Annotated in this window: 20 protein-coding genes and 1 tRNA gene; 15 read left to right on the forward strand and 6 right to left on the reverse strand. The window is 71.5% G+C overall.

Going from position 1 to position 21,047, the window contains the following annotated elements; genetic code table 11:
- Nucleotides 1–12: 12 nt before the first annotated feature.
- Complete coding sequence (locus JQN72_RS13305) at nucleotides 13–546, reverse strand: PPA1309 family protein (RefSeq protein WP_204135597.1); 534 nt, start codon at nucleotides 544–546, stop codon at nucleotides 13–15.
- Nucleotides 547–668: 122 nt separating this feature from the next.
- Between JQN72_RS13305 and JQN72_RS13310 the strand changes: the two genes are divergently transcribed.
- From JQN72_RS13310 to JQN72_RS13335, 6 genes are all read left to right on the forward strand, one after another.
- Nucleotides 669–3,740, forward strand: coding sequence for a UPF0182 family protein (locus tag JQN72_RS13310; protein ID WP_204135598.1), 3,072 nt, complete (start codon nucleotides 669–671; stop codon nucleotides 3,738–3,740).
- 81 nt (nucleotides 3,741–3,821) lie between these two features.
- Nucleotides 3,822–3,895 (forward strand) — tRNA-Met (locus JQN72_RS13315).
- 96 nt (nucleotides 3,896–3,991) lie between these two features.
- Nucleotides 3,992–5,347 (forward strand): NAD(P)/FAD-dependent oxidoreductase, encoded by a 1,356-nt coding sequence (locus tag JQN72_RS13320; RefSeq protein ID WP_204135599.1) that lies wholly within the window; start codon nucleotides 3,992–3,994, stop codon nucleotides 5,345–5,347.
- A 46-nt stretch (nucleotides 5,348–5,393) separates the two neighbouring features.
- Nucleotides 5,394–6,686, forward strand: coding sequence for a pitrilysin family protein (locus JQN72_RS13325; RefSeq protein ID WP_204135600.1), 1,293 nt, complete (start codon nucleotides 5,394–5,396; stop codon nucleotides 6,684–6,686).
- The gene (locus JQN72_RS13330) at nucleotides 6,683–8,026 is read left to right on the forward strand and encodes a pitrilysin family protein (protein WP_204135601.1); all 1,344 of its coding nucleotides are present in this window, start codon (nucleotides 6,683–6,685) and stop codon (nucleotides 8,024–8,026) included. Before JQN72_RS13325 ends, JQN72_RS13330 begins: the two co-directional genes overlap by 4 nt.
- Nucleotides 8,019–8,534 (forward strand): methylated-DNA--[protein]-cysteine S-methyltransferase, encoded by a 516-nt coding sequence (locus tag JQN72_RS13335; protein ID WP_204135602.1) that lies wholly within the window; start codon nucleotides 8,019–8,021, stop codon nucleotides 8,532–8,534. The genes JQN72_RS13330 and JQN72_RS13335 overlap by 8 nt, the downstream gene beginning before the upstream one ends.
- A gap of 6 nt (nucleotides 8,535–8,540) precedes the next feature.
- On the opposite strand, the gene hisN is transcribed toward JQN72_RS13335, so the two are convergent.
- Complete coding sequence (gene hisN, locus JQN72_RS13340) at nucleotides 8,541–9,323, reverse strand: histidinol-phosphatase (protein ID WP_204135603.1); 783 nt, start codon at nucleotides 9,321–9,323, stop codon at nucleotides 8,541–8,543.
- A gap of 238 nt (nucleotides 9,324–9,561) precedes the next feature.
- Between hisN and JQN72_RS13345 the strand changes: the two genes are divergently transcribed.
- From JQN72_RS13345 to JQN72_RS13365, 5 genes are all read left to right on the forward strand, one after another.
- Entirely contained in the window at nucleotides 9,562–11,184 is a 1,623-nt protein-coding gene (locus JQN72_RS13345; protein WP_204135604.1) for an ABC transporter substrate-binding protein, read from the forward strand.
- 251 nt (nucleotides 11,185–11,435) lie between these two features.
- Nucleotides 11,436–12,362, forward strand: coding sequence for an ABC transporter permease (locus JQN72_RS13350; protein WP_204135605.1), 927 nt, complete (start codon nucleotides 11,436–11,438; stop codon nucleotides 12,360–12,362).
- Nucleotides 12,363–12,423: 61 nt separating this feature from the next.
- Nucleotides 12,424–13,326 (forward strand): ABC transporter permease, encoded by a 903-nt coding sequence (locus JQN72_RS13355; protein WP_204135651.1) that lies wholly within the window; start codon nucleotides 12,424–12,426, stop codon nucleotides 13,324–13,326.
- A gap of 13 nt (nucleotides 13,327–13,339) precedes the next feature.
- A complete protein-coding gene (locus JQN72_RS13360; protein ID WP_204135606.1) occupies nucleotides 13,340–14,368 on the forward strand; it encodes an ABC transporter ATP-binding protein in 1,029 nt (342 codons plus the stop codon).
- Nucleotides 14,361–15,392, forward strand: a complete 1,032-nt coding sequence (locus JQN72_RS13365) for an ABC transporter ATP-binding protein (protein ID WP_204135607.1) — start codon at nucleotides 14,361–14,363, stop codon at nucleotides 15,390–15,392. Before JQN72_RS13360 ends, JQN72_RS13365 begins: the two co-directional genes overlap by 8 nt.
- Nucleotides 15,393–15,405: 13 nt before the next feature.
- On the opposite strand, the gene rsgA is transcribed toward JQN72_RS13365, so the two are convergent.
- From rsgA to JQN72_RS13380, 3 genes are read right to left on the reverse strand one after another with little or no spacing between them, the layout of a single operon-like run.
- Nucleotides 15,406–16,431, reverse strand: coding sequence for a ribosome small subunit-dependent GTPase A (gene rsgA / locus JQN72_RS13370; RefSeq protein ID WP_204135608.1), 1,026 nt, complete (start codon nucleotides 16,429–16,431; stop codon nucleotides 15,406–15,408).
- Nucleotides 16,431–17,723: a 3-phosphoshikimate 1-carboxyvinyltransferase gene (gene aroA / locus JQN72_RS13375; protein WP_204135609.1), complete on the reverse strand. Its 1,293-nt coding sequence runs from the start codon at nucleotides 17,721–17,723 to the stop codon at nucleotides 16,431–16,433. The genes rsgA and aroA overlap by 1 nt, the downstream gene beginning before the upstream one ends.
- Nucleotides 17,710–18,252, reverse strand: coding sequence for a DoxX family membrane protein (locus JQN72_RS13380; protein ID WP_239100608.1), 543 nt, complete (start codon nucleotides 18,250–18,252; stop codon nucleotides 17,710–17,712). The genes aroA and JQN72_RS13380 overlap by 14 nt, the downstream gene beginning before the upstream one ends.
- A gap of 87 nt (nucleotides 18,253–18,339) precedes the next feature.
- Here JQN72_RS13380 and JQN72_RS13385 point away from each other — a divergent pair, with 87 nt between their 5' ends.
- The 4 genes from JQN72_RS13385 to rsrA all read left to right on the forward strand — a co-directional run bounded on the left by JQN72_RS13385 (nucleotide 18,340) and on the right by rsrA (nucleotide 20,852).
- On the forward strand, nucleotides 18,340–19,173 hold the full coding sequence (locus tag JQN72_RS13385; RefSeq protein WP_204135610.1) for an SOS response-associated peptidase: 834 nt from the start codon (nucleotides 18,340–18,342) through the stop codon (nucleotides 19,171–19,173).
- Nucleotides 19,170–19,808, forward strand: coding sequence for an alpha/beta family hydrolase (locus JQN72_RS13390; RefSeq protein ID WP_204135611.1), 639 nt, complete (start codon nucleotides 19,170–19,172; stop codon nucleotides 19,806–19,808). The genes JQN72_RS13385 and JQN72_RS13390 overlap by 4 nt, the downstream gene beginning before the upstream one ends.
- Nucleotides 19,809–19,917: 109 nt before the next feature.
- A complete protein-coding gene (locus JQN72_RS13395) occupies nucleotides 19,918–20,565 on the forward strand; it encodes a sigma-70 family RNA polymerase sigma factor (protein WP_204135612.1) in 648 nt (215 codons plus the stop codon).
- Nucleotides 20,565–20,852: a mycothiol system anti-sigma-R factor gene (gene rsrA / locus JQN72_RS13400; RefSeq protein WP_204135613.1), complete on the forward strand. Its 288-nt coding sequence runs from the start codon at nucleotides 20,565–20,567 to the stop codon at nucleotides 20,850–20,852. The genes JQN72_RS13395 and rsrA overlap by 1 nt, the downstream gene beginning before the upstream one ends.
- 66 nt (nucleotides 20,853–20,918) lie before the next feature.
- On the opposite strand, the gene JQN72_RS19070 is transcribed toward rsrA, so the two are convergent.
- Nucleotides 20,919–20,993: a 50S ribosomal protein bL37 gene (locus JQN72_RS19070; protein ID WP_128368344.1), complete on the reverse strand. Its 75-nt coding sequence runs from the start codon at nucleotides 20,991–20,993 to the stop codon at nucleotides 20,919–20,921.
- Nucleotides 20,994–21,047 lie beyond the last annotated feature (54 nt).

Below are 21,047 nucleotides of genomic sequence, written 5' to 3' on the forward strand. Positions count from 1 at the left end.
CGGTCCGCACGGTCAGTCGAAGGTGGCGCGCAGGGCGTGGACCAGGCCCGGCGCGATGTCCTCGCCGAGGGCCACCCGGTCGTCGGAGTCGAAGGCACGCTGCCGCAGCAGGCACCGGGCGGTCCCGTCGCGGGTCACGGCGACGACGAGCCGGACGTCCTGACGGTCGGCGTGCGCGGCGACCGCCTCGAGAGCCCGGGTCGGGTCGTCGGGCAGGTCCCGCTCCGCGGCGGGGGGGACGACGATGCGCTCCAGCGCCAGCGCGCATCCCGCCACCTGCTCGGGCCACGCGATCCGGGCGAGCAGGTCCTCCACGCCGTCCGCCTCGGGCAGGTCGTCCTGCTCCACGGCCGACAGCGCGCCCTCGGCCGTGTCGTGCGTCTCCAGCCCTGCGGCGAGCTGCGGCTCCTGCGCCACGAGCTCGGCCGTGGGCACCAGGGCGAAGAGGCGCAGCGGCTGGTCCCACCCCGCCCGGGCCACGTGCCGCTCGGTGTCGAGGGCGGCGAGGGTCAGAGGGTCGGTCACGGGCTGCGGGTCCGGGCTCACCGCCCCATCGTGCCCGACGCGCCGCTCGCGAACTCCGGGCGCCGCTCGCACGTTCAGGCCTGCGAGGTAGGTTTTCACTGCCGCACGACGACGACCCCGCGCTCCGCGGGACGAGGAGAGCTGTGAGCCGCTCGGACTGGTTCGACGGACCGAAGGGACCCGACGGCGGGTCTGCTGGCCCCGGTGACGGCGAGACCGCCGGCCCCCGCCCCCCCGCCCCACCACGGCGCCGGCGCGGGCCGCTCGTCCCGACGCTCGTCGTTCTCGGCCTGATGGCCGTCTTCGCCGGGCTCGCGGCCGATGTCGTCACCGACATCTGGTGGTACGACTCGGTCGGTTTCCGCAACGTGTTCTTCACCGAGCTCCTCACCAAGGCCGTGATCTTCGTCGTCGCGACCCTGCTCACCGCCGGGGCGGTCGCCGCCAGCCTCGTCATCGCCTTCCGTACCCGACCCATCTACGTCCCGGTGACCCCGGCCCAGCAGGTGCTCGAGCAGTACCGCCAGGCCATCGAGCCGCTGCGCAAGATCGCCGTCTTCGCCATCCCCGGTGTCCTCGGCCTCCTCGCCGGCTCGGGCTCGGTCGGAGCGTGGCGCACGTACCTGCTGTGGGCCAACGGAGGCTCCTTCGGGGTCGAGGACCCCCAGTTCGGGCTCGACGTCGGCTTCTTCGTCTTCACCCTGCCGTGGCTGCGCTTCCTCGTCAGCTTCGTCACCGTCGTGCTCGTCCTTGCGTTCCTCGCGGCGGCCTTCACGCACTACGTGTACGGAGGCCTGCAGCTGCCCGGCCGTGGCCCCTCGACCCGGGCGGCCTTCGTCCACCTCGGGATCCTCGGCGCCCTCATCGCGCTGACCCGTGCCGGCTCCTACTGGCTCGACCGCTACTCCCTGTCGACGCAGAAGGGGTCGCTGCTCACCGGCATCACCTACACCGACGCCAACGCGGTCCTGCCGACGAAGGCCATCCTCGCGGTGGCCGCCGTCATGTGCGCGGGGTTCTTCCTCGCCGCCATCTGGAGCCGCAGCTGGCGGCTGCCCACCATCGGGGTCGGGCTGCTGCTCGTCACCGCGGTCCTCGTCGGAACGGTGTACCCGGCGCTCATCCAGTCCCTGCGGGTCAAGCCGTCCGAGAAGTCGCTCGAGGCCCAGTACCTCGGTCGCAACATCTCGGCGACCCGCTCGGCCTTCGGGCTCGACCGCGTCGAGCGGGTCCCGAACCCCGCGCCGTCGGAGGAGCGCGACGACGACGCCCTGCGGACGAGTGCCGAGGCGATTCCCGGCGTCCGAGTCATCGACCCCAATGTCGTCTCGCAGAGCTTCCGCCAGCTCGAGGGCGACCGAGACTTCTACGCGTTCCCCGACACCCTGGACGTCGACCGCTACTCCATCGGTGACCAGGGCAGCGACGCCGTGGTGGCCGTTCGCGAGATCAACCTCGACGGCCTGCCCGACAACCAGCGCAACTGGATCAACGAGCACACCGTCTACACCCACGGCTACGGCTTCTACGCCGCGTACGGCAACCGGCGCACTCCCCAGGGTGACCCGGAGTTCTTCGAGGGCGGCGACCGCAACGAGCTCGGGGAGTACGAGCCGCGGATCTACTTCGGAGAGCTCAGCCCGGACTACTCCGTCGTCGGGGCCGCCGAAGGGGCGAGCCCACGGGAGTTCGACTACCCGGCGGGCGACGACGGCAACGTGTCGGTGCAGAACACGTACCAGGGCGACGGAGGGGTGCCCATCGGGTCGACGCTGCGCCGGCTCGCCTACGCGATCAAGTACCGCGAGGCCAACTTCCTCCTCTCCGACGCCGTCAACGGCGACTCCCGCATCCTCGACCACCGCACTCCCAAGGAGCGGGTAGAGCGGGTGGCCCCCTGGCTCCAGCTCGACGGCAACATCTATCCCGCCGTCGTCGACGGGCGGGTTCAGTGGATCGTCGACGGCTTCACGACCTCGTCCGACTACCCCAACAGCCGTCTGCTCGACCTCGCGGAGGCGACCTCGGACGCCGTGGCCCAGCGCTCGAACGTCGTCCAGGTGCGCTCCGGCGAGGTCAACTACGTCCGCAACGCCGTCAAGGCCACCGTCGACGCCCACAGCGGCGAGGTGCGTCTGTACGCCTGGGACACCGGTGACCCGGTCCTCGAGGCCTGGCAGGGTGCGTTCAGCGGCTCGGTGCGGCCGCTCTCCGAGCTCTCCGGCGACCTCATGTCGCACATCCGCTACCCGCAGGACCTGCTCAAGGTCCAGCGCGAGCTGCTCACCGAGTACCACGTGACCGACCCGGGAGACTTCTACTCCAACTCCGACCGGTGGCGGGTGCCGACCGACCCGGCGCAGGACAGCGGACCAGTGGACCAGCCGGTCGTCTTCCAGTCCATCGCGCTCCCCGGTGAGGAAGAGCCCTCGTTCTCGATCACGACGCCGTTCGTCCCGAACAGCAACAGCGAGTCCGGGCGTGAGATCCTCCGTGGTCTCCTGGCCGTCAACGCCGATGCCGGGGCAGAGCAGGGCAGACCTGCGGACGGCTACGGCTCACTGCGCCTGCTCGAGTACGGGTCCCAGACCCCACCCGGGCCCGGACAGGTGATCAACCAGATCAAGAACTCCACCGAGCGCTCGCAGAACCCCGCCGAGCCGCTCAACCTCGCGCAGTACATCACCAACAACTCCGGCGCCGGCAAGCAGCTGACGTACGGCAATCTCCTCACCTTCCCGCTCCGTGGCCAGATGTTCTACGTCCAGCCCATCTACGTGCAGGCGTCCAGCGGTGCCGGGTCGTTCCCGCAGAACAAGGTGACCGTCGCGCTCTACGGCACTCAGGTCGCGTGGGGTGACACGCTCGACCAGGCCATCACCGGTCTCTTCGGCGAGGGCTCCGGTGATGCCGGCGACGATGACGCCGGTGACGACGGTGGGGGAGACGGCGGCGGCGACGCGGACGACGGCGGGTCGAGCGCGACGCTCGAGCAGCAGCTCGCGACGGCCATCGCCGAGATCCGCGCGGCCTACCAGGAGGGCCAGGACGCCCTGAGCGAGGGTGACTTCGCGGCCTACGGCGAGGCGCAGAAGCGGCTGGACGCGGCCATCGGCCAGGCCAACGGGCTCGCGGCACGGCTCGGTGCCGACGTTCCGGCCCCGGACGCCACCGCCTCTCCGGCGCCGAGCCCGAGCCCGTCGCCCACCGGCTGAGGAGCGGATTTGAGTCGGCGGCCACGCTCGCGTAACCTCGGGGTCGTACCGAGCACGGTCTTCGGATCGTGACTCACTCGACGCGGGGTGGAGCAGCTCGGTAGCTCGCCGGGCTCATAACCCGGAGGTCGCAGGTTCAAATCCTGCCCCCGCTACTGCTCGACGAAGGCCCTGGACCGGTGGAATCCGGTTCAGGGCCTTCGTCGTTCGCGCACGGACTATTCGGCACCGCGGCGGTCGTTGGACCGCACATGACGAGCACATCCATCGGCCGCAAGCACCGCATCGTCGTCATCGGCTCGGGCTTCGGCGGCCTCTTCGGCACCCAGGCCCTGAGGAAGCGCGACGACGTCGAGATCACGCTCGTCGCGAGAACCGCGCAGCACCTGTTCCAGCCGCTGCTGTACCAGGTCGCGACCGGCATCCTCTCCGAGGGAGAGATCGCACCGAGCACCCGGGAGATCCTCGCCCGGCAGAAGAACGCGCGGGTCATCCTCGGAGAGGTCACCGGCATCGACCTCGAGGCCCGCACCGTGACCTCCCGGCTGCTCGACCGGGACACCGTGACCGAGTACGACTCGCTGCTCGTCTCGGCGGGAGCGGGGCAGTCGTACTTCGGCAACGACCACTTCGCCGAGCACGCTCCCGGGATGAAGTCGGTCGACGACGCCCTCGAGCTGCGCGGCCGGATCTTCGGCGCCTTCGAGCTCGCCGAGCTCGCGCGGACCGACGAGGAGGCTCGGCGGGCGCTGACCTTCGTCGTCGTGGGGGCGGGCCCGACCGGGGTCGAGATGGCCGGCCAGATCGCCGAGCTCGCCGGGCGCACGCTCAAGCACGACTTCCGGCGGATCGACCCCACCCAGGCGCACGTCCTCCTCCTCGACGCAGCCGACACGGTGCTGCCGTCCTTCGGCGAGCGGCTCGGCGGGGCGGCCCGGCGTCGTCTCACCGAGATGGGCGTCGACGTCCGCACCGGGTCGATGGTCACCGACGTCGACGAGACCGGGCTCACCTACCGCGACGGCGACGGCGGGACGGTCCGCCTCGAGGCGCTGACGAAGATCTGGGCCGCGGGCGTCCAGGCGAGTCCGCTCGGCCGGCAGCTGGCCGAGCAGTCCGGGGCCGAGACCGACCGGGCGGGTCGCGTGCAGGTACTCCCGGACCTCACGCTCCCCGGCCACCCGGAGGTCTTCGTCGTCGGCGACATGATCGCGCTCGACGACCTGCCCGGGGTGGCCCAGGTGGCCATCCAGGGGGCACGCTTCGCCGCACGGGAGATCGAGAGCCGTCTCGACGGCGAGCCGTCGCAGGGCGAGTTCCACTACCGCGACAAGGGCTCGATGGCGACCGTCTCGCGGTTCAGCGCCGTCGCATCCGTGGGTCGGCTGCGCTTCCACGGGTTCCTCGCCTGGGTGCTCTGGCTCGGTGTGCACCTCGTCTACATCATCGGCTTCAAGAACCGCGTGACGACCCTCCTGCACTGGGCGGTGAGCTTCCTCGGCCGGGGGCGGGCCGAACGGGTGGCCACCGAGCAGCAGGTCTTCGCCCGACGGGCCATCGAGCAGGCGTCCCGTGGGGTCCCCGACGAGCTGAAGGAGAGCGGCTGACCGGGGTCTCGGACGGGGGAGCGCGCCGTGACGTACGGTGACCCGCATGCCGCTGGACTACCCGATCCACCGACGCACCCTGCCCAACGGGCTGCGGGTCCTCGTCTCGCCGGACCACACGGTCCCGAACGTCACGCTCAACCTCTGGGTCGGGGTCGGCTCGCGCCACGAGGAGACGGGGCGCACCGGGTTCGCGCACCTCTTCGAGCACCTCATGTTCCAGGGCTCCCGCGACGTCCGCAGCGGTGAGCACTTCGAGGCGCTCATGGCCGAGGGCGGCCGGCTCAACGCGACGACGTGGTTCGACCGGACGAACTACTTCGAGACGGTCCCGTCCGGCGCGCTCGAGCTCGCGCTCTGGCTCGAGGCCGACCGGCACGGCCGGCTCCTCGACGCCGTGACCCAGGAGAACCTCGACAACCAGCGCGACGTCGTCAAGGAGGAGAAGCGCCAGCGGTACGACAACCAGCCGTACGGCACCGCCCTCGTCGACGTCTACGCCGCGGTCTTCCCCGAGGGCCACCCCTACCACCACCCGACGATCGGCTCCATGGAGGACCTCGACGCCGCGAGCCTCCAGGACGTCCACGCCTTCTTCCGCCGCTACTACGCGCCGGACAACACGGTTCTCACCGTCTGCGGGGACGTCGAGCCCGAGGAGGCCTTCATCCTGGTCGAACGGCATTTCGGCCCGCTGGACGCGCAGCGTCGGCCCGCCCGCGCCGACCTCGCACAGCTCGAGCCGCTCACCGCCCCGGTGCGGGTGGAGCGTCGCAGGTCGGTCCCCAACGACCGGCTGCACGTCGCCTTCCGGCTCCCCGTCGACGGCACCGACGAGCTCGTCGCCGCGACGGTCGCGCTCGACTGCCTCGGCGGGCTCTCCACGTCGCGTCTCGTCCGTCGTCTCGTGCGGCGCGAGCAGGTCGCGGTCGGGGTGCACGCCACCGCCTGGGGGTTCGTCGACGGCGTCTCGCTCGGGTTCGTCGTCCTCGACATCGCGCCGGACGCCGACCCGGAGACCGCCGAGCTCGCGCTCGTCGAGGAGCTCGACCGCCTCGCCACGGACGGTCCGACGGCCGCCGAGCTCGAGGCGTCCCTCGCGCAGAACGAGCGGGCCTGGCTCAGCGCGCTCGCGAGCCAGGAGGAGCGTGCCGACCTCATCAGCCGGTCCACCCTGCTGCACGACGACCCGGGCATCGTCAACACCCACCTCGACCGGGTCCGCGCCGTCACCCCGGAGAGAGTGGCGGAGGCCACGAGGCGCTGGCTCGCGCCCGACAGCCGGGCCGTCGTCGCCTACCTCACCGACGACGTCGCCGACGAGGAGGCGGTCGCGTGACCCGGCCGGAGGTCGCTCCGCCGCGTCCCTGGACCTTTCCCGCGCCGCGCGAGACCGTCCTGCGCAACGGCATCCGGGTGCTCCTGCACGACCTGCCCGGGCAGTACGTCCACTCCCTTCGCGTGGTCATCCCCTCCTCGCTGGCCACCGAGCCTCCCGGTCTGGACGGCGTCTCGGCGATGACCGCCCGCCTCCTCGACGAGGGGACCTCCGAGCACACGGCCGAGGAGCTCGCCGAGCTCATGGAGCGGAACGGGATGGTCCTCGGCGCCGCGGTCTCCGACGGCGGGTACCTCGTCGACGTCGACGTGCCCGCGTCCCGGCTGTCGACCGCGGCCGGGCTGCTCACGGCGGCCCTCTCCGACCCCGTCTTCCCCGAGACGGAGGTCCGGCGCATCGTGCGCAGCCGGCTCGCCGAGATCGAGCAGGAGCGGGCATCCGCGGGCGTCCGTGCCGCACGTGAGATGGCCCGCACCCTCTGGGACCCCGCCGACCGCGCGGCCCGGCCGGGCGCCGGCTCGGCGGACTCGGTCCGCGCCCTCACCCGCGACGACGTCGTCGCCCATCACGCCCGCACCATCGGGCCGTCCGGAGCCACCGTCGTCCTGGCTGGTGACCTCAGCGACCTGGACCCCGAACGGATCCTCGACGAGACCCTCGGTGGGTGGACCTCGTCCACCCACGAGCCGGCACCTGCGGCCGTCGCGCCGGTCCCTGCCGCGGACCGTAGCCGGGTCGTCGTCGTCGACCGGCCGGGCTCGGTCCAGACCGAGATCGTGGTCGCCTGCCCCGGCCCGGACCGCTCGACCCCGCACGGATGGGCGCCCCATCCCGTCCTGTCCTTCGTGGTCGGAGGGTCGCCGGGCGCCCGGCTCGACGCCGTGCTCCGGGAGGACAAGGGGTACACGTACGGCATCCGCTGCGCCTTCCGCCCCCGGGTGGCCGGGGGATCGTTCGTCACGTCCGGGTCGGTGCGCACCGAGGTCACGGGTGAGGCAGTGCAGCTGGTTCTCGGGATCCTGGACGACGTGCGGGACGGCCTGACCGACGCCGAGACGCGCGCCGGGGTCGACTACGTCTCGAAGACGGCCCCCGGCCGCTACGCGACGGCGGACACGGTCGCCGACGAGTCGGCGGCTCTCGCGCTCGAGGGGCTGCCGCCGGACTTCACGACCTGCAACCTGCGAGCGGTCGCCGAGCTCACCCCGGAGTCGCTCGCCGAGGCCTACCGGCGCACGGTGACCGGCGAGTGGTCGGTCGTCCTCGTCGGCGACGCCGAGTCGGTCGTCCCCGCCCTCGACGGCGTGGTGCCCGGGACGGTGACCACGGTCGATGTCTGACCCCGTGGGGGAGATCTCGGTCGTCGTCGCGTCGCCGGTCGGCCCGTTGGAGCTCGTCGCCGTGGCCGGGGCCCTGCGCACCATCCGGTTCGACGCACCGGCCGACCGGGTCGTCGCCGAGGTGCCGGACGACCTCGCGGCTCCCCTCGCACGGACCGCGCGCCAGCTGGCGGAGTACTTCGCCGGGACCCGGCGGGTGTTCGACCTGCCGCTCGCCCCGGTCGGGACGGACTTCCGGCGGCGCGTGTGGGACGTGCTCGCGACCGTGCCGTGGGGCACGACCACGACCTACGGCGAGATCGCCTCGCGGCTCGGGCTCCCTCCGGGGGCGTCGCGGGCCGTCGGTGCCGCGAACGGGGCGAACCCGCTGCCGGTCGTCCTGCCGTGCCATCGGGTGGTCGGCAGCGACGGTACCCTCACCGGCTACGCCGGTGGCCTGGGTCGCAAGGCCACGCTGCTACGGCTGGAGCACGTCGCCACGGAGGCCGACCAGACCGCCCTGTTCTAGCGCGTCTCAGGACCCCAGTCGGCCGAGGACCTCGTCGTGGAGGTGGCCGTTCGTGGCGACGGCGTTGCCTCCGAAGGGCCCGTCCTCGCCGTCGAGGGAGGTGAAGCGGCCCCCGGCCTCGACGACGATCGGCACGAGGGCGGCCATGTCGTAGAGCTCGAGCTCGGGCTCGGCCGCGATGTCCACGGCCCCCTCGGCGACGAGCATGTACGACCAGAAGTCGCCGTAGGCGCGCTCGCGCCAGCAGGACCGGGCGAGGTCCAGCACGGCGTCGAGGCGACCGGCCGCCTCCCACGAGGTGGTGCTCGAGATGGACAGCGAGGCGTCGTCCAGGGAGGACACCTTCGAGACGTGGATGCGCTTGGCGCTCGTCAGGCTGCGACCTGACCACGCGCCCGAGCCGGTGGCAGCCCACCAGCGCCGGCCGAGGGCCGGGGCGGCGACGAGGCCGAGGACGGGCACCCCGTCGTCGACGAGGGCGATGAGCGTCCCCCACACCGGCACACCGCGGACGAAGCTGTGGGTGCCGTCGATGGGGTCGACGACCCACTGCCGGCTGCCGGAACCCGTCCGGGGCATCTCCTCGCCGACGACGGCATCGCGTGGGCGGGTGCGCCTCAGCTGGGCCCGGATGAGCTCCTCGACCTCACGGTCGGCGTCGCTGACGAGGGTGAGGTCGGGCTTGGTCTCGACGCGCAGGTCCTCGGCGCGGAAGCGGCTCACGGTGACGCGTTCGGCGGCATCGGCCAGGACGTGGGCCAGTCGGAGATCGTCGTCGTAGCCGGGCACGGGGCTCACCGTACCGGCCGGCGCCGAAGATCTTGCGGCACACCGGGCGAGTCGGTCGCGCTTCGGTCACAATCAGGTCTCGGGGCGCCACGGACCTTCCCTGTGAGGCCCGCATGGTCTTTAGTGGATCCGGCACGCTCCGGAGGGGCGAGCCCCGAGACGCCCAGACCGGGAGGGTCTCGGTGATGGCCCACCGTGCCGTTCGGGGGCCGGAACACATCCACGTAGGAGGACATCCATGCGAGGAACCACTCGCAAGGTCGCCGTCGCGGCCGTGTCGGCCGTTGCGCTGCTCGCCGCTGGTTGCGGCGGCGGTGACGGGGACAGCAGCGACAGCGCGGCTGCCGGCGCCGAGGGCGGCGAGATCACCATCCGAGGCTGCAACCCGGAGAACACCCTGGTGGCCGGCAATACCGCCGAGACCTGTGGCGGTGACGTGCTGAACGTGCTGATCTCCACCCTCGTGCACTACGACCCCGAGAGCGCCGAGCCGTCGAACGACATCGCCGAGTCCATCGAGACCGACGACAACCAGAACTTCACGGTGAAGATCAAGCAGGGCTACATGTTCCACGACGGGACCGAGGTCAAGGCCAAGAACTTCGTCGACGCCTGGAACTACACCGCCTTCGGCCCGAACGGCCAAGAGGGCTCCTACTTCATGAGCGTCATCGAGGGCGCTGAGGAGGTCGGCGCCGAGGACTCCACGACCGAGGAGATGTCCGGCCTCGCGGTGGTCGACGACTACACCTTCACGATCAAGACGACCGAGAAGGTCTCGAACCTCCCGATCCGTCTCGGCTACACCGCGTTCGCGCCGCAGCCCGACTCGTTCTTCGAGGACCCGGAGGCATTCGGCAAGAACCCGGTCGGCGCCGGTCCGTACAAGTTCGACTCGTGGACCGAGAACCAGGCGATCGTCGTCTCGAAGTTCGCCGACTACGCGGGCGAGTTCGGCGGAAACGTCGACCAGATCACCTTCCGGATCTTCCAGGACAGCGGCGCCGCCTACAGCGAGGTCGTCGCCGGGAACCTGGACCTCACGGACGACATCCCGACCAGCGCGCTGATCGACAACATCTACCAGTCCGACCTCCCGGACCGGAACGCCGCGAAGGCCACGTCGTACTACGGGTACATCGGCATCAACCCCGAGGTCGACAAGGACCTGTCGAACCCGGACGTGCGCCGCGCGATCTCGATGGCGATCGACCGTCAGCAGATCGTCGACACCGTGTACAACGGCACCTACACGCCGGCCACCGGCTGGGTCTCCCCGGTCGTCGACGGCTACCAGGCCGACGTCTGCGGCGAGTCCTGCGTCTTTGACCCGGAGGCCGCCAAGGCGATGCTCGAGGAGGCCGGTGGCTTCCCGGGCGACAAGCTCACCCTCAGCTACAACGCGGACAGCGACCACAAGGCGTGGACCGAGGCGACGTGCAACTCGATCAAGAACACTCTCGAGATCGACTGTGTCGCGACCCCGCTGGTCGACTTCTCCACCTTCCTGACCAAGCTGAGCGACCGTGAGATGAAGGGCCTGTTCCGCTCCGCGTGGGTCATGGACTACCCGTCGATCGAGAACTACCTGGGGCCGATCTATGGCAAGGGTGCCGGCTCGAACTACTTCGACTACGACAGCGACGAGTTCAACAGCCTGCTCAGCCAGGCCGCGGGCGCCGAGGACCTCGAGGAGGCCAACTCCCTGTACCAGCAGGCCGAGCAGGTCCTCGCTCAGGACTTCCCGACGATCCCGCTCTGGTACGGCGAGTCGAAGGCCGGCTGGTCCGAGCGCGTCGACAACGTCGTCATCACGCCGTTCGGCCGCCCCGACCTGCGGGTGCTGACCGTCTCGGAGTGACCCACCGCGGCTCCGGCCGCAACCGCTGAACACAGAGACCCGTCGCTGGCCGGCCACCCACCCGGTGGTCGGCCAGCGGCCGGTCCGCTCCGGGGCGACGCCTCCGCGACGCCGCCGGAGACAGCCCGTGTGACAGAGTTGACCCCTGTCTCGACGTTCGGGGTCGGTCCACGGCTGCCCCACCCGTAGCGACACGGCTTCCGCGCACCCTTGCGGACAGCGGTGCCCGCCTGTGACCCTCGGAGGTGAACGTGGGCAAGTACATCGTCCGTCGGCTGTTGCAGATGATCCCGGTCGTGCTCGGCGCGACGTTCCTCATCTATGCCATGGTCTTCGCCCTCCCCGGCGATCCCACCGCCGGCAAGTGCGGTGAACGGGAGTGCTCGGAGGCGTACAAGGCCGCCTTCTACGAGAAGTACAACCTCAACGACCCCCTGCCGATCCAGTACGGCAAGTACATGGCCAACGTCGTGCAGGGCGACCTCGGCGAGAACCAGTACGGCAACGACGTGGCGGGCGAGCTGGGTGACCGGTACCTCGTCACGGGGAAGCTCGCGCTCATGGCGCTGCTCTGGGAGGGAGTCATCGGCATCGCCGCGGGAGCCCTGGCCGGAATCCGCAAGGGCGGGTTCATGGACAGTCTCGTGCTCGTGAGCACCCTGTTCCTCATCTCCATCCCCGTGTTCGTTACCGGCGTGGTGTCGCAGTTCTTCCTCGGCGTCAAGTGGGGCGTCGCCTCCGTCACCGTGTCCGCCGACGCCACCGTCTACGAGCTGCTGCTGCCCTCCTTCGTCCTGGGCTCGCTGTCCATGGCCTACATCGCCCGGCTCACCCGGACCAACCTCGCCGAGAACCTGCGCGCCGACTACGTCCGCACGGCCAAGGCCAAGGGCCTGACGCCCCAGCGCACGGTCGGGCTGCACGCGTTGCGGAACTCGCTCATCCCGGTCGTCACCTTCATGGGCTACGACTTCGGGGCACTGCTCGGCGGCGCCATCGTGACCGAGGGCATCTTCAACATCCAGGGCGTCGGCGGATACATCTTCCGTGGTGTGAACAACCGCGACGGCGTGGCAGTCGTCGGTGCGGTGACGGTGCTCGTCGTCGCCTACCTGCTCGTCAACCTGCTCGTGGACCTCTTGTACGGTCTGCTCGACCCGAGGATCAGCCATGACTGAGACCAGCCGGCACGTCACCGACGGCGAGGACGTCGCGCCCACCGACGACAGCCAGCGGGCGATGGTCGACGAGACCCTGCGCGCCGAGGGCGACATCGGCGAGGCCAGGTCGCTGACCCAGGACGCCTGGCGCCAGCTGCGGCGCAGCCCGCTGTTCTGGGTCTCCGCGGCGATGATCACGGTGTTCGTGCTCATGGCCGTCGCCCCGTCCCTCTTCACATCCCTGGACCCGGCCAAGGGTGACCTATCCCGCTCCCGTGAGACCCCCAACGCCGCCGCGTGGTTCGGCCGCGACCTCCAGGGCTACGACATCTTCGCGCGCTGCATCTACGGCGCCCGGGCGTCCATCCTCGTCGGTGTGTTCGCCACCCTCGGCACCTCGGTGGTGGGCTCGGTGACCGGCATGCTTGCCGGGTACTTCGGAGGTCTGGCCGACACCCTCATCAGCCGCATCGGCGACATCTTCTTCGCCATCCCGCTGCTGCTCGGCGCCATCGTGTTCCTCTCGAGCTTCCGCGGCGACGACCCGGGCTACTTCCAGGTCGTCTTCCAGGTCGTCCTCGTCCTGGTCGTCTTCGGCTGGCCCAGCATCATGCGGCTCATGCGCTCCTCGGTACTGCAGATCAAGCCGAACGACTACGTCTCCGCGGCCCGGGCCCTCGGCGCGTCGCCCGTGCGGATCCTGCGGTCGCATGTGTTCCCCAACGCTGTGGCGCCGGTCATCGTCGTCTCGACGATCAACCTCGGGGTCTACATCGCCGTCGAGGCCACACTCTCGTTCCTCGGCATCGGCCTGATCCCCCCCACCATCTCGTGGGGGGTCATGGTCAGCGACGGCCTGCCGCTGCTGCGGGCCTCGCCGCACGTCCTGCTCTTCCCCGCCGTCTTCCTCAGCCTGGCGGTCCTGGCGTTCATCATGTTCGGCGACGCCGTCCGCGACGCCTTCGACCCGAAGTCCCGCTGAGGTGAGAGACACCATGACCACAGTCACGACGGACCCGTCCGCCAAGCAGTACCGCCCGGAGAACGGCCGGCTCCTCGACGTCGAGGAGCTGCACGTCGAGTTCCACACCCAGGAGGGCGTCGCCCGAGCGCTCAACGGGGTCAACATCTACCTCGACCAGGGGGAGACCCTCGCGATCCTCGGCGAGTCGGGCTCGGGGAAGTCGGTGACCGCGCAGACCGTCATGGGCATCCTCGACATCCCGCCCGCGAAGATCACCGGTGGCGCCATCAGGTACTGCGGGCAGGACCTGCTGCAGATGGGCGAGGAGCAGCGCCGCGAGATCCGCGGCCCGGAGATCTCGATGATCTTCCAGGACGCGCTCTCCGCCCTGAACCCGGTCTTCCCGGTGGGCTGGCAGATCGCCGAGATGTTCCGGGTCCACCGCGGACTGAACAAGTCCGACGCGCTCGACCAGGCCGTGCACCTCATGGAGCGGGTCCAGATCCCCGGGGCGCGCGACCGCGTGAAGGCCTACCCGCACCAGTTCTCCGGCGGCATGCGGCAGCGGATCATGATCGCCATGGCCATCGCGCTCGACCCGGCCGTTCTCATCGCCGACGAGCCGACCACCGCGCTGGACGTCACCGTGCAGGCGCAGATCATGGGACTGCTCAAGGAGCTCCAGGAGGAGCGCCAGATGGGGCTCATCCTCATCACCCACGACCTCGGGGTCGTCGCCGACGTCGCCGACCGCATCTCCGTCATGTACGCCGGCCGGATCGTCGAGAAGGCCGCCGTGCACGACATCTACGCGAACCCGGCGCACCCGTACACCGAGGGCCTGCTCGCGTCGATCCCTCGCCTGGACCGGAAGGGGCAGGAGCTCTACGCGATCGGGGGTCTCCCGCCGAACCTGACCCGAATGCCACCCGGGTGTCCGTTCCATCCGCGGTGCGGCCGGGCCCGTGACATCTGCAGCTCGGACGACCCGGACCTGCTCGAGGTCGTTCCCGGTCGGTTGAGTGCGTGCCACTTCAGCGAGGAGGTGCTCAATGGCTGAGGTCGTGCTCGAAGCCAGGGACATCGTCAAGCACTACCCCATCAAGACCGGGGTCCTGCGCCGCACCACGGGCTGGGTCAAGGCGGTCGACGGGGTGTCGTTCGACCTGCACAAGGGCGAGACGCTCGGCATCGTCGGCGAGTCCGGCTGTGGCAAGTCGACCCTCGGCCGGATGCTCATGCGCCTCGAGGAGCCGACCAGCGGCAGCCTGCAGTTCGACGGCGTGGACATGTACGCGCAGTCGACGTCGGACATGCGGCGCCTGCGGCGTGACATCCAGATCGTCTTCCAGGACCCGTACACCTCGCTCAACCCGCGCAAGACGGTCGGCGACATCGTCGGGGAGCCGTTCGACATCCACCCCGATGTCGTGCCGAAGCAGGGCCGGCGCCAGCGGGTCCAGGAGCTGCTCGACCTCGTGGGGCTCAACCCCGAGCACATCAACCGCTACCCGCACCAGTTCTCCGGCGGCCAGCGGCAGCGGATCGGCATCGCGCGAGGCATCGCGCTCAACCCGAAGGTGCTCATCTGCGACGAGCCCGTCTCGGCGCTCGACGTGTCGGTGCAGGCGCAGGTCGTCAACCTCATGGAGAAGCTCCAGGACGAGCTGGGGCTGGCGTACGTGTTCATCGCGCACGACCTGTCCGTGGTGCGGCACATCTCCGACCGCGTCGGCGTCATGTACCTCGGCAAGCTCGCCGAGCTGGGGGAGGAGGACGAGGTCTACACCCGTCCGACCCACCCCTACACCCAGGCGCTGCTCTCGGCCGTGCCCGTGCCCGACCCCGTGCTGCGGGGCAAGCGCGAGCAGATCGTCCTGGAGGGTGACGTGCCCTCGCCGGCGAACCCGCCGACCGGCTGCCGCTTCCACACCCGGTGCTGGAAGGCACAGGACAGGTGCACGACCGAGGAGCCCGGGCTGACGATGCGGGGCGACGGCGTGGCCGAGCACCTGTCGGCGTGCCACTTCGCCGAGGCGCGCGCGGTGGTCGAGACGACGGACATGTCCGACCACTCGGGCTGAGGGTCTCGAGTGCTCAGTCCTCCGAGGCGGGCAGCCGGGTCCGGAGCAGGCGCCGCAGGGACTCCAGCCGGGACGGCCCGGCCGGTCCCGCGGCGCCGCCCTCGACCCACGCGTCGAGGGCGCACTCCTCCTCGTCGTGCGTGCAGCCGCGCGGGCACCCGTCCGTTCCCGGCTCGAGGTCCGGGAAGTGGGTGACGATCCGGTCGGGGTCCACGTGCGCCAGCCCGAACGAGCGCACCCCCGGGGTGTCGATGACCCAGCCGTCGTCGTGCGGCAGGGCCAGGGCGACCGCGGACGTCGACGTGTGCCGGCCCCGTCCCGTGACGTCGTTGACGACCCCGGTGGCGCGAGCGGCGTCGGGGACCAGGGCGTTGACGAGGGTGGACTTGCCGACACCGGAGTGGCCGACGAGGACGCTCACCCGGCCGGCGAGCACGTCGTGGACGGCGTCGAGGCCGACGGTCCGGCCGTCCTCCCGGGCGGTCACCACGTGGGGTACGGACAGCGGGGCGTACTGCTCGAGGAACGGGGCCGGGTCGGTGAGGTCGGCCTTGGTGAGGACGAGCAGGGGGTCCATCCCGGCGTCGTACGCGGCGACGAGACAGCGGTCGATGAGCCGGGGCCGCGGCTCGGGGTTGGCCAGGGCCGAGACGACGACGAGCTGGTCGGCGTTGGCGACGAGCACCCGCTCGACGGGGTCGGTGTCGTCCGCGGTGCGCCGGAGCAGGGTCTCGCGTTCCTCGACGCGCACGATCCGGGCCAGCGAGCCGTGAGCGCCCGAGGTGTCCCCGACGAGCGCGACCCGGTCCCCGACGACGATGCCCTTGCGCCCGAGCTCACGAGCCCGCATGGCGATGACGACACGGCCGTCCCGATCGTCGCCCACGAGGGTCGTGTACCGGCCGCGGTCGACCGTGAGCACGCGCCCGGGGAGGGCGTCCTCGTGCTTGGGGCGGTCCTTGGTGCGGGGCCGTGAGCCGCGGCGGTTCGGCCGGATGCGGACGTCGGACTCGTCGTAGTCCCGCGCCGACCGCGCCATCAGGCCTCCGCGCCGACCCGCTCGGCGAGCATCCGGCCCCAGAGGGTCGTGAACTCCGGCATCGTCTTGGCGACCGTCCCGACGTCCTCGACGACGACGCCCGGGACGACCAGGCCGAGCACGGCCGCGGCCATGACCATGCGGTGGTCCGCGTAGGTGCGGAACGTCCTGCCCCGCAACGGTTCCGGTGTGATTCGCAGCCCGTCGTCGGTCTCCTCCACGCCTGCCCCGAGCCGGGTGAGCTCGGTGTGCAGGGCGGCGAGCCGGTCGGTCTCGTGGCCCCGGACGTGGGCCACCCCGCGGATGATGCTCGGGCCGTCGGCGAGCGCGCACAGCGCTGCGACGACGGGTGTCAGCTCGCTCGAGTCGTGGAGGTCGACGTCGACCCCGAGGATGCTGCCGCCGCCGGTGACGGTGAGCCCGGAGCGGTCGAGGAGGACCTCGGCGCCCATCATGTCGAGGACCTCGCGGACGTAGTCGCCGCCCTGGGTCGTGTACTGCGGCCAGCCGGGTACGTGCACGCGGCCGCCGGTGACGAGCGCCGCCGCGAGGAACTGCGCGGCGTTCGAGAGGTCGGGCTCGACCTGGACGTCGAGCGCGTTGACCTCGCTCGGCTCGACCCGCCAGGTGTGCACGTCCCCGTCGTCGACGACGACGCCCGCGTCGCGCAGCGTCTCGACCGTCATCTCGATGTGCGGCAGGCTCGGCACGGCCTCGCCGTCGTGGTGGACCGTCACGCCCCCCTCGAACCGTGCGGCCGAGAGCAGCAGCCCCGAGACGAACTGGCTCGAGGCAGAGGCGTCGATCGTCACCGAGCCGCCGCGCACCCGGCCCTCGCCGTGGACCGTGAACGGCAGACCGCCGCGGCCGTCGTCCTCGACCCGCACACCGAGCGCTCCAAGGGCTCCGAGCACGGGGGCCATGGGCCGCCGACCGGCCTCCGGATCGCCGTCGAACGCGACGGGGCCGTCGGCGAGGCCCGCGAGTGGCGGGACGAAGCGCATGACGTTCCCGGCGAGGCCGCAGTCGATGCGGCCACCGCCCCGGAACGGGCCCGGCGTGACGACCCAGTCGCCGTCGTCGACGTCCGCGACGTCGGCCCCCAGGGTCCGGAGGGCCTCGGCCATGAGCAGGGTGTCCCGGGAGCGCAGCGGCGCCCGGAGGCGAGAGACGTCCGACGCGAGGGCGGCGAGGACGAGGTACCTGTTGGTGAGCGACTTGCTCCCGGGCAGGACGACGTGGGCGTCGACCGCCCCCTCGGCGACGGGGGCGTCCCAGTCATGAGAAGGCATGCTGGGCCTGGGCCGCCTTGATCCTCGCCTCGGCGGTGGCCGTGCGCGCCGCGTGCCGGGCCTCCCGGCGAGTGGTGCGCGCTGCGCGCTGGACGCTCTCCCCGGCGAGGTGGGCGCGGTAGGCGAGCCCGGGCTTGCCCTCGGTGTCGACGGCTGCGAGCGCGAGCCCGCCCAGCAGCCCGAGGTTCTTGAGGAACTGCGTACGCTGCTTCGCCCGTGCCGCGGGGTCCTCCTCGCGCCAGAACTGGTGGCCTGCCAGCGTCGTCGGGACCAGCGTGGCGGCCAGCGCGACGGCAGCCACGCGGGGCATCTTCCCCAGGGCCAGCATCGTGCCGGCGGTGACCATGACGACACCGTTGGCCCGCACGAGCAGCTCGGTGTCGTCGGGCAGGCCGAGCATCGGCGCGAGCCGGTGGACGATCGGCTCGGCGTCGTCCGACTTCGCGGACGGGTGACGCAGCTGGTCGGCCCCTCCGGCGACGAAGACCGACGCGAGCATGGGGCGGGCGATGCGGCGCACCAGGGACATCCGCTACCTCCGGGTCGGGGTCGCTGCTGGTCAGGACCTCCCTGCCTACGGTAGTCGCCGCGGGTGCCGCTGCGTAGCCTTGCCGTCATGTGTGGTCGGTACGCCGCGACGGCCAACCCGGACGAGCTCGTCCTCGAGTTCGAGGTCGAGGAGGACCGCACCGACGAGCCCGGCAGGAGCGTCCTGGCGTCCCCGCAGGAGCCCCCGGCCGGGCGCCCCGACCACAACATGGCCCCGACCAAGCAGGCGCCGGTCGTGCTGACCCGCGCGCCACGGTCGGACCGGACCGCTCGTCCCGTCCGACAGCTCCGCCTCCTCACCTGGGGACTCGTCCCCGGCTGGTCGAAGGACGACCGGGGCGCGGCACGGAGGGTCAACCTGCGGGTGGAGTCCGTCGCCGACAAGTATGCCCGGGCGCTCGCCTCCCGCCGATGCCTCGTCCCGGCGCGCGGCTGGTACGAGTGGCAGGCCTCGCCGACGGCGTCGGACCTCTCGGGGAAGCCGCGCAAGCAGCCCTTCTTCACGACCCGTGCCGACGGAGGAGCCGTCGCGATGGCAGGCCTCTACGAGCTCTGGCGTGACCCGGCGGTCTCCGACGCCCGCGACCCGATGGCCTGGCTCGCCACGTTCGCGGTCCTCACCGGGCCGGCCGAGCCCGGGCTCGACCGCATCCACGAGCGCCAGCCGCTCGTCCTCGACCCCGAGGACTGGGGAGCCTGGCTCGCCCCCGAGGTCGGGGCGGCCGATGCGCTCGCCCTGCTCGCACCGCACGAGCCGGGGCGCTTCGTGGCGCACCCCGTGACCCGTGCGGTGGGCAGCAACCGGGCGAACGGCGCTCGGCTCCTCGAGCCCCTCCCCGCGTCCGAGCTCGTCGGCGTCGTCGACCCGACGACGGGTGAGCTCCTCGGCGGCACTGGATGAGCGAGCGGCTCGTCCCCACGCCCGCCGGCGTCGCCCGCACGACGACCACCGACCCCACCGGAAGGGCGTGCGGCACCCTCGTCGTCGGCCACGGAGCGGGCGGCCTGCGGTGGACCGACGACGTCACCGCCGTCCGTGACGCGGCGGTGGCCGCCGGCTGGCGGGTCGTCCTCGTCGACCAGCCGTGGCGGGTGGCGGGCAAGCGGGTGGGGCCGGGGCCGGCAGTGCTCGACCCGGCATGGCTGGCGGTACTCGGGACGGTGCGCCGCGAGGGTCTGCTCGTCGTGGGCGGCCGCAGCGCCGGGGCCAGGGTGGCCTGCCGCACGGCGGCGTCGGTCGGCGCCGCCGCGGTACTCGCGCTGTCGTTCCCTCTGCATCCTCCGAGCCACCCGGAGCGGACGCGCGCCGCCGAGCTCGCTGCGCCCGCGGCGGTGGGCATCCCCGTGCACGTGGTCCAGGGGCGGACGGACCCGTTCGGTACCCCCGTCGAGGTCCGGGCCGTCCTGCCGTCGCCCGGCAGCCTCACCGAGGTCCCCGGTCCGCACTCGCTCGAACGGTCCGCCGCGGAGGTCGCGGCTGCGGTGGGGTCGTGGCTGGCGCGTCTGGTGGAGACCGCCTGCCCGGCCGCGGAATGACGGCGAGCGCGGCGGCGTTCTCCTCCCGACAGCGGTTCCCGGAGGAAGGTCACATCCCGTGTTCGTCCTGGAGACGGCTCCGAAGCGGGCCCGGCTAGGCTGGGAGACGATGAGTACCCCGCAGACGCCGACCGAGGAGACCTCGGTCGACGAGACGCCCCCCGAGGTCGACCTCGAGACCGAGACCCCCGCCGAGCGCCAGGCCCGCTTCGAGCGTGAGGCCCTTCCGCTGCTGGACCAGCTCTACGCGGCCGCCATGCGGACCACCCGCAACCCGGCCGACGCCGAGGACCTGCTGCAGGAGACCTACGCCAAGGCGTTCGCCGCGTTCCACCAGTACCGGCCGGGGACGAACCTCAAGGCGTGGATGTACCGGATCCTCACGAACACGTACATCAACACGTACCGCAAGAAGCAGCGTGAGCCGCAGCAGTCGGACAGCTCGGACGTCGAGGACTACCAGCTCGCGCGTGCGGAGTCGCACACGTCGGCGGGCCTGAAGTCGGCGGAGGCGTCGGCTCTCGAGCACCTGCCCGACACGGAGGTCACGCGGGCGCTGCAGGAGCTGCCGGACGACTTCCGTCTCGCGGTGTACCTCGCGGACGTCGAGGGCTTCGCGTACAAGGAGATCGCCGAGATCATGGGGACGCCGATCGGCACCGTGATGTCCCGGCTGCACCGCGGTCGGCGGCAGCTGCGCTCCCTGCTCAGCGGGTACGCCCGCGAGCGGGGCCTGGTCGGGGCGGAGGAGCAGTGATGGGTCAGCGCGAGCCCGCCACGGGGGACGAGCACGTCGGCCACAGCGACTGTTCCGAGGTCCTGCACCACATCTACGAGTACCTCGACGGCGAGATGAGCCCGGAGGACGTCAAGCGCGTCGCGAAGCACCTGGCCGAGTGCCGCCCGTGCCTCGCCGAGCACGACCTCGACGCCGCGGTGAAGCAGGTCGTCAAGCGTTCGTGTCCGGAGCAGGTGGCTCCCGAGGTGGTCCGGATGCAGGTGGTGCAGCGCATCACGACGATGCGCTTCGACCCCGACTGCTGACGAGGGGACGCGAAGGGCCCGGTGTGCATCATGCACACCGGGCCCTTCGCTGCGTCGTGGGCCGGCTCAGGCGTTGGGGCGGCGGCCGTGGTTGGCCTTGCTGCCCTTGCGCGAGCGGCGCTTACGGGCGCGCTTGCTCATGGGGTCCCTCTCCGTCGGTGCTCACGAAACCGCTCGTCAGCGGTGTTCGTTGTT

The organism is Phycicoccus sp. CSK15P-2 (assembly GCF_016888005.1).
In the GTDB taxonomy this organism is placed as follows: domain Bacteria; phylum Actinomycetota; class Actinomycetes; order Actinomycetales; family Dermatophilaceae; genus Phycicoccus.